This is a genomic window from Paenibacillus alginolyticus DSM 5050 = NBRC 15375 (assembly GCF_000422905.1).
Taxonomy (GTDB): domain Bacteria; phylum Bacillota; class Bacilli; order Paenibacillales; family NBRC-103111; genus Paenibacillus_E; species Paenibacillus_E alginolyticus.
This window is the reverse complement of record NZ_AUGY01000088.1, coordinates 25,573-33,838: the sequence shown is the minus strand read 5'-3', so window position 1 is coordinate 33,838 and position 8,266 is coordinate 25,573. Positions and strand designations below refer to the sequence as shown.

The following is an 8,266-nucleotide window of genomic DNA, read 5'->3' as shown; positions in this document are numbered from 1 at the left end:
CTTTACCGCTTGGTATGATTATTCTCCGAATGTCGAAGTCGCAACGCATGGTTTTAATCGTTGGCTTGAGCAGGGTGAACAAATCGCTCACACAGCTGTCAAAAGTGCGCTGAAAACGATGCGTAACTGGCAGGATGAAATCCTCAATTACCACCATTGCCGTTGGACAAATGCTACTGTAGAAGGTCGTCATAACCGTATTAAAGCATTTCAACGACGTCATTATTTCTTGCGTAACCCAGATCGATACAAAGCGGGCATTTTAGTTGAATGTAATCGTCATCGACTTTCAAGCTAAATATTCAAGCACTGATTTTGAGGTTGAGCCTCAAATATTTATGATAATCGCTTAATATAAAGAGGAATTATGATATAATTCTCATATCATATAAAATAATGAAAGTAGAAACTCATGAATCATTACAGAAAACAGATGATGCTCACCACTTTGGACAGGAAACTGCCGCTTTACATTGAAACTTTCGGATTTAACTTATCCGAAAGTGAGTTCAATCGACCCGACGGCTATCATTGTTATCATTGGCTGCAAACGACAGCCGGAGCAGGAGAATTACAAATCTCTGGGAAGAAGATTACTTTATCGGCCAACGAAGGCATTCTTCTTAAGCCGCACGCCCCTCATTTCTATATGCCTTTGACACACCCATGGTCAACATGGTACATCACGTTCGGCGGGTCGCAGGCTCACGTGATCATAAGCGCCCTCGATTTGGCAGAGTCGACAGTCATCAATTGGGATCATTCATCTCCATTAGCGACTATTCATAAAAGGATACGCAAGCTAGCCAATCACAAGCTCGTGTTCACCGGTCTGGACACTTCTGCAACGCTGTACCGATTTCTAACGGATATTAAAAAATTCGGTCATGCCGACAACAAGCATTCCCTTTCCAACTATCATGAGAAACTTTTCCCTTTGATGCGGTTTCTGGAGAACGTCTATAACGATGCGGCAATTGGATTAAGTCAAATGGCTGATCATTTGCACGTCAGCCCCCAACATTTGAACTATTTGTTCCGTGCTGCAACTGGTATGAGCCCATATCAGTTTTTGATCCATTTGCGCATTCAAAAAGCGAAAGAGTTGCTGATAAATAAAGAAAACCTCACCGTGAAGGTCGTCGCCTCCCAGGTTGGTTTTCTGGATTCGAGTCATTTCGTATCAACGTTCCGCAAGCTGGAAGGAATTACTCCTGAACAGTATCGTAATCTGTATTAATGACGACGAATTGACGCTAGCCGGACCTTTAGCAAATATTCACTCTCTAAATTCTTGTGGTGTGACTCCTAAATGATCCTTAAAAACCTTGATAAAATAGGTGGCATTTTTATATCCTAAAAGGCTGGCTACTTCATATATTTTATACCTAGTGTCCTTTAACAAAAACACAGCTTTTTCCATTCGCAACCTCAGCAAGTAGTCAGAGATGTTCTCCGCTGTTTCTCTTTTGAATACTTTGGATACATGGGTTGGATGTAAATGGACATAATCGGCGATGGTCTGGAGTGAAACGTCTTCCGATAGATGCTCTTGTACAAATTGCTTAATAAGAGTCACAACAGAATGGCGGGATTCGAACAGATCCGCGTTCATCTCATCCTGCAGCCTGTCCAGCATGCTTGTTGCCCAATACTCAAGTTCCCTATCGCTCTTCATATCTGCCTTTGCATGCAAGCCGTAATCTGCAAGCCACCTGCCGCTCTTATGCACAAAGTATGTGAAAGCAGACTTAAGCGAGTAATAAATCTCGAATAGATGTTCGTTCGATCCGCTAAATTTTGTTCTCCATTCACTGAATACATCTTCCAGCTTCTCTTTTGCTGCCCGCCAGTTTCCCGCCTCAAGCAAATGCGCAAATAAAGGAGGGGAATATAAAGAGGCGACAACATGGGATGCTGGTTTCGAGTTATCCCCACCAATTCGGACAACGAAGTCGCTGTCGTATCCGATTTGCGAACGAACCGTAGCAATACAACGTTGATAAAGATCTTCCACGTAATCAGGAAACGATCCCGAAGGAGAAAGAATAACCGAAATGGTTAAATGAAGCAATTGATTAACAATTCGCCTCATGTCGTCCGCAATTTGTTCCAAATGATGACCGTTCAAATTCTCTACGCTGCGTTTCACAATGAACAAAATATTGCCGTATAAGTCCTCGCAACTCCAGCTCTTGTAGCCGTCGGCCAGTAATTCCTCTACGATGTTCGTAACTGCAAAGCCCAAAATCGACATATCCGACGGAACGTACCGTTTCTGATGATCCTCTAGACGAATAAGAACAAATGAAATAGTATCGCCGACAACGATTGGAATATCGTACAAGAGCATTTGTTCGGCCAATTTTCGTTCTTGCCTTATCCGGCCCTGTATCAGATTGTTCAATAAATTGGAACGCAATATAGGCAAATTACGATAAACCATGGCTTGCGATTGTACATATGCCATAATCTGCTCCCGCTCTGCAAGCAAAGCGTCAGCCACTTCTTTAACGGCAGAGAGCAGCTCCGCATCCTTCACAGGTTTAAGCAAATAATGTGTAACCTTTTGGTTCAGCCCTTCCTTCGCATATTCAAATTCCGCATGGCCGGTAAGTAGGATGTATTCTGTCTGGGGCCATTTGCTCTTGATCACTTTTATCAGTTCGATGCCATTCATACCAGGCATGCGAACATCCGTTAATACAATGTCTGCAGCCTCCTTATCCATAACGTCAAGCGCTTGTTTGCCGGAGTACGCGGAGAGAACGGCAGTTACGCCGGCCTCTTTCCAAGCAATGCCCACGATCATGCTTTCAACCAAGTGCTCCTCATCATCCACGATCAACAGCTTCATCGTCCACCCCCTCCTCTCTCCAATGCAACTCCACTCGCAGCCCCAATGCGTCGTTAATTGAAAGGCTTAAGCCAGAATCTGCTCCATATCGGAGTTGAAGTCGCCGGTTCACATTCAGAAGACCGCAGCTTTCCGACCTTTCGGCCTGCCGGCTTGCCAATAGCTTCTGCAGTTCATGAAGCCGTTCGAATGACATGGAACCGCCATTGTCGTCTACGATCAGCGAATATTCGTTGCCGTTACTTATACCAGTGATCGTTACAATTCCCCCTCCTTCCGATGCTTCAACCCCATGGATTAAAGCATTCTCGACAATGGGCTGGAGAATCAATCTGGGTACCTTGATGTCCATCATGTCGCTCTTCACATCAATCGTGTAATGAATACGGTTCATCCGCATCCGGTGAATACTCAAGTAATCGGCGGCATTCTTCAACTCACCCTCAAGCTTAACTAATTGATACTCTACCCGGGTCGTATAACGATAATAATCGGACAGGTGATAAGCCATTTGAAGAACCGCATCTTTCCTACTTAGTTTGGTCATACTGATGATATACGAAAGACTGTTGTACAAAAAATGAGGATTGATTTGCGACTGCAGTTGTTTCAGTTCGGCTTCCCTCGCGTAAAGCTTCTGCTCCAACACATTCTCAATGAGCTGCTGAATTTGATCGGCCATTTCATTGAATCTAGAAATTATGAGCCGGAATTCGTTCTTTACCTGCAATGGAATTCTTGTTCTATACTGTCCCATTTTGATCTGCTGCACTCCTTTCACAAGGGAGCGCAGGGGCACCTGAACATTCCGGTACAGCAACCAAGATACTGCAATGCTAACGATGAGCAGCAGCCCGATGACAAGATAGGAGAACTGATTGGTGATGCGTATAGGGGTCAGAATTTCGTATAACGGAACAATGTTGACAACATACCCATCGAGCTCCCGTACACCGGAATACGTAATAAGATAGGAGATTCCGTTCACATCCAAAGTAATATCCCCTTGATCTGCCAGTTGTGTTCGCTTCAATGCGGACACAGCATTTCTAAGAAGGGCAGGAGGGCAAGAGCTTGTGGATAAAGATATGCCGGTTGGCTTATAAAATAATGCCTCTCCGCTTCCTAGAGACTTAAATCGATCCAGCATACGGACTACACTGCGCATGTCAAAGCTGATTTCGACGATTGAATTGGCTTTGCTGATACCACCGCCCGATTCGTACGGTTCGACGGTTAGGTGGATAAACTTTGCCTGCTCGTCTGTCTTTCCATCATACGAAATAAAATTCCAGTTTTCCTTGCTTAACTTCTGAAGACGCTCCGGATCAAACACTGCTTTTTGAATTGTTGATATGTTTTGTCCTGTTTGCGGCGAATAAACAGTAATATCATTGATCCATTCAGTCGAGGCACTTTGCAAATACAGCTTTTCCTGAATGATTTTTTTTATTTTGATTTGATCGTAATAGTTGGAATTCAGCAAAGACAAATCTTGAAATTCAATAACGTTCGGATCACGGATCAAGATGCGAGAGAACGTTTCCATCTGCAGAATATTATTGTCCATTTGCGTGGCCAAGGTAGCTAACCGGCTAATACTTGACTGTTTAATTTGTCCAGTAATTATTTTCTCATTAACTCTGTTGGAATACATCGATAGAAGTAATATAGGCAGCAAAAATACAATGAGCGAGCCGACTAGTTTCGAAAAGAGACTGCGTTCCTTGTTACTCATCAGCTTCGACTCCCGAGTTTTTGCCTATTTTATTCTTTAACTGCTCCCATCGTCAAGCCCTGAACGAAAAACTTTTGCAGGAACGGATAGACGATCAGAATTGGAAGCGCTCCAATCAATATTTGAGAAGATCGCACAGTTCTTTCCGACAGGATCTTCAGTTGGTCGGGATTTATGTTCGTATTCCGCATGTCGCCACTTTGAATAATCGTCTGAAGAAAGGTAGCAAGAGGGTATTGCCGGTAATTATTCATATAAATCAATCCGTCAAACCATGAATTCCAGTGCCACACCATCGTAAACAACGATAAGGTAGCTAATGAAGGAAGCGATAAAGGAAGATAAATCGCGGTTAAAGACCTCATATGACCCGCTCCGTCCATATAAGCAGCTTCCTCAAGCTCTTTCGGAATTGCTCGAAAAAATTGCATCATGAGGATCGTGTTAAACACGCTAACAGCAGAAGGAAGTATCAGAGCCCAAAGCGTATTTGTCAATTGAAGTCTCGTTACCACTAGATAAGTCGGAATCAGACCGCCGTTAAACAGCATCGTAAATACAAAAAACCAGGAGTAAAACCCTCTGCCATGAAATGAACGTGATAAAACATATGCAGCTGTAACGGTCAATGCCATAGACAGCAACGCTCCGGCGATCGTTCTTTCCGTTGATACGACGAGCGACCGTAAAAACAACGGATTCGAGAGAGTCCTTAAGTATGCTTCTGCCGTAAATCCGACCGGCCAGAAAAAAACTTGGTTGGCCGTTGCAGCCGAGTTTGAGCTGAAGGATACTGCCGCAACGTGGACAAGCGGAAGAATGCATAGAAGAGCTATAACTGCCAGCAGCATTGCATTGAATGCTGTAAACCATCGATAAGTCATTGTGTTTCGATACATAGGATCAGCCTGCCTTTACTCAAAAAATGCGATAATTGCCAAACCGGTAGGCAAGTCGGTAAGCCGCTACGATCAGGATGAAACTGACTGCGGATTTGAACAGACCGACGGCTGTTGCGAAACTGAACGAGCCGTCCAAGAGACCTACCCTGTAAACAAAGGTATCGATAATATCTCCTTCACGATACACGAGTGGATTGTAAAGATTGAAGATTTGGTCGAATCCGGCATTAAGGATGTTGCCGAGCGCTAACGTACCGACAACAAGAATAACGGGTACAAGCGCCGGCAAGGTGACATGGAACGTTTGCTTTAAGCGACCTGCTCCGTCCATTTCAGCTGCTTCGTACAATGACATATTAATCCCGCTCATGGCTGCGAGATAGATAATCGTTGAAAAGCCGAATTCCTTCCAGACATCGCTGATTACAACCGTTATCCGAAACCAAGTGCTGTTTCCGAGAAAAAAGACAGGTTCGGCTCCCAAACCGGACAATAAATGATTTACAATGCCTTTATTACCCAATATGTCTGTCAATATTCCGCCCAGAATAACCCAAGACAGGAAGTGGGGAAGATAAACGAGCGTCTGTACAAATTTCTTGAAAATCAGTGTGCGAACTTCATTAAGAAGCAGGGCGAAGACGACCGGGACTAAAGAATTGGCTGCAATTTTGAACGATGCAATAAGCAAGGTGTTCCAAATCACTTGTATACTATCAGGATAGGTAAACATATACTGAAAATGTTTGAAACCAACCCATGGTGAATGCAGGAAGCCAAGACGAGGCTTAAAGTCCTGGAAAGCCATCAGAAGCCCCAACATTGGCGTGTAATTAAAAACGAGCAACGCAATTACAGATGGCAGTATGAGCATATGAAGAGGTAGCTCACGAAAAACCTTCATTCTGCTCTTCTTTCCTTCCATCATCCAGATACCCCCTCTTTTTCTCAATTTGAATAATACGACAGGCCTTACTTCAATATTGTTCGTAAGGCCTATCGAAGGCGAACCTTCTATTTGTTGACCGCTTGATACCACTCGTTTACTTCTTTGGTAATATCGTTGCCTCCGGACGATTTCCACTTATCCACAAAGCTGTTAAACGCATCCGGCGATTCCTGCCCGTAAATAATTTTCAGGAAAGTTTCGTTTTCCATTTTGCGAAGCAATTCACCTTTTTGAGCCATAGTCGCTGTTGGAGGGCCGGTAAACAGATCGAAAACAGAAGCCTTTTCAATGTAAGTTTGCAATACTGAAGCAGCTTCCGCCCATTTCTTCGGCCTGGAAGAGAAATACATTTCGTACGGGGTTTCAGGCTTATTACCCTGACCGAGTTTAGCCATAACCTCTAACTCTTTATTCGGCGTTTGTATATCGTTGCCGTATATCGAGTACTTTTTCACGTCAATCCATCCGCCCGGAATTTTATCCTGATCATAGACCGGTTTTCCGTCCACCATGACATAATCGTATCCTTCCGCCCAACCGTTGGCGAATTCCGATGACGGATCGTAGAAGCCAGGCCCCATAATAGCGTCCAAATATTTGAAGAATGCCTCCATATATTTGAAATCCTTGTTGAAATAAAATCTGACTGAAGATTGCGGTTCACTGCCGAATCCCATCTTTCCGTCAATTCCTGCAGGTATCGGCACCGGTTTATAATCAAACTTCATATCTTTATTGAACGGCCAAGAAGCCATCCAGGTCGGTCCGAATACCATGCCGGATTTGCCTTGGACAAAGTTTTCCGCTGCCTTGGCTTCATCCATGGTCCCTGCATCCTTATCCAGATAACCTTTCTTCATCCATTCGCTAAGTTTGGTCAGCCCTGCCTTCACTGTGGGTTGTACAGATCCATACTGAAGCTTTCCGTCGGCTCCCTTAGTCCAGTAAGTCGGAATTGCTGCTTGTCCGAATAAGAAATCACTTGACACCATGAAGGTATCCTTCACAGCTGTAACGCCTTTTTTAAGAGAAAGCGACAATCCAATAGTATCCTTTACTCCGTTACCGTCGGGATCGCGATTGACGAACGCATCCATGACGGTTTCCATATCATCAATTGTCTTCGGCGCCTGCAGTCCTAATTTATCCAGCCAATCCTGACGAATCCATAGAACGCTAAAGGAACTGTCGGCATTGTAAGTAGGCAGGCCATAATGCTTGCCATCGTGAGCTACCGTTGTCCATGCTTGAGGATATTTGGCGTACAGTTCTTTAATCCGCGGTGAAGCGTAATTGTTAAATGCCTCAGTAATATCCATGACTTTGCCAGAATCGACAAGCTGGTTCTCAAGTGTCGGATCATTCAAAGCGAGAACATCAGGCAGCTTGTCGTTTGAATTAAGCAAAAGACGGAGCTTAGTTGTGTATGCATCTCCGGTTCCTACTGTCCAATCCACCTTAAAGTTAATACCAAATTTCTCCTTGGCCCACTTGGTGTGAACATTATTTTCGATGGTCTCTCCATTCTTGAATTTGGTATCGGGGCCAACAACACGCCCTAATGAAATCGTAGCCTCTTGTTGATTCCCTGGTTTACCTGCTTGCGCTTGTGCATTTTGCTCTGGATTGGAATTAGGACTACAGCCGGCAGCAGACAACATCGTGACTCCGATTGCAAGCGCTATCGAAGCTTGTTTCGTGAACATTTTCTTCATTCAGTGACCTCCTCATGTTCTATTCATGTTTAGTATATCTCCCACAATATGAAAGCATAAATATCAAAAAAACGAGATTTATGTAAATATTTTAGTCATTATAAA

Annotated in this window: 7 protein-coding genes; 2 read left to right on the top strand and 5 right to left on the bottom strand. The window is 43.9% G+C overall.

The features are described 5' to 3' along the window. The coding region (locus G519_RS0130105; RefSeq protein WP_029197832.1) for a transposase at window positions 1-298 on the top strand (298 nt) is incomplete at its 5' end. Between the two features lie 114 nt (window positions 299-412). Next, a complete protein-coding gene (locus G519_RS0130100; RefSeq protein ID WP_029197831.1) occupies window positions 413-1,240 on the top strand; it encodes a helix-turn-helix transcriptional regulator in 828 nt (275 codons plus the stop codon). Between the two features lie 39 nt (window positions 1,241-1,279). Here the strand turns inward: G519_RS0130100 and G519_RS0130095 are convergent, their stop codons facing one another. The 5 genes from G519_RS0130095 to G519_RS0130075 all read right to left on the bottom strand — a co-directional run bounded on the left by G519_RS0130095 (window position 1,280) and on the right by G519_RS0130075 (window position 8,161). Then, window positions 1,280-2,857, bottom strand: a complete 1,578-nt coding sequence (locus G519_RS0130095; RefSeq protein WP_036634271.1) for a response regulator transcription factor — start codon at window positions 2,855-2,857, stop codon at window positions 1,280-1,282. Further along, window positions 2,835-4,595 carry a sensor histidine kinase gene (locus G519_RS0130090; RefSeq protein WP_029197829.1) on the bottom strand — a complete coding sequence of 587 codons (1,761 nt, stop codon included), beginning with the start codon at window positions 4,593-4,595 and terminating at the stop codon, window positions 2,835-2,837. Before G519_RS0130090 ends, G519_RS0130095 begins: the two co-directional genes overlap by 23 nt. Before the next feature lie 29 nt (window positions 4,596-4,624). Next, entirely contained in the window at window positions 4,625-5,494 is an 870-nt protein-coding gene (locus tag G519_RS0130085; RefSeq protein ID WP_029197828.1) for a carbohydrate ABC transporter permease, read from the bottom strand. 19 nt (window positions 5,495-5,513) lie between these two features. Continuing rightward, complete coding sequence (locus G519_RS0130080; RefSeq protein ID WP_244280272.1) at window positions 5,514-6,425, bottom strand: ABC transporter permease; 912 nt, start codon at window positions 6,423-6,425, stop codon at window positions 5,514-5,516. Window positions 6,426-6,511: 86 nt separating this feature from the next. Beyond that, on the bottom strand, window positions 6,512-8,161 hold the full coding sequence (locus tag G519_RS0130075; RefSeq protein ID WP_036634268.1) for an extracellular solute-binding protein: 1,650 nt from the start codon (window positions 8,159-8,161) through the stop codon (window positions 6,512-6,514). Window positions 8,162-8,266 lie beyond the last annotated feature (105 nt).

Excerpts from the sequence above, each read along its gene's own strand:
- G519_RS0130100 (WP_029197831.1), top strand. The coding sequence starts at position 413 with ATGAATCATTACAGAAAACAGATGATGCTCACCACTTTGGACAGGAAA.
- G519_RS0130095 (WP_036634271.1), bottom strand. The coding sequence starts at position 2,857 with ATGAAGCTGTTGATCGTGGATGATGAGGAGCACTTGGTTGAAAGCATG.
- G519_RS0130090 (WP_029197829.1), bottom strand. The coding sequence starts at position 4,595 with ATGAGTAACAAGGAACGCAGTCTCTTTTCGAAACTAGTCGGCTCGCTC.
- G519_RS0130085 (WP_029197828.1), bottom strand. The coding sequence starts at position 5,494 with ATGTATCGAAACACAATGACTTATCGATGGTTTACAGCATTCAATGCA.
- G519_RS0130080 (WP_244280272.1), bottom strand. The coding sequence starts at position 6,425 with ATGATGGAAGGAAAGAAGAGCAGAATGAAGGTTTTTCGTGAGCTACCT.
- G519_RS0130075 (WP_036634268.1), bottom strand. The coding sequence starts at position 8,161 with ATGAAGAAAATGTTCACGAAACAAGCTTCGATAGCGCTTGCAATCGGA.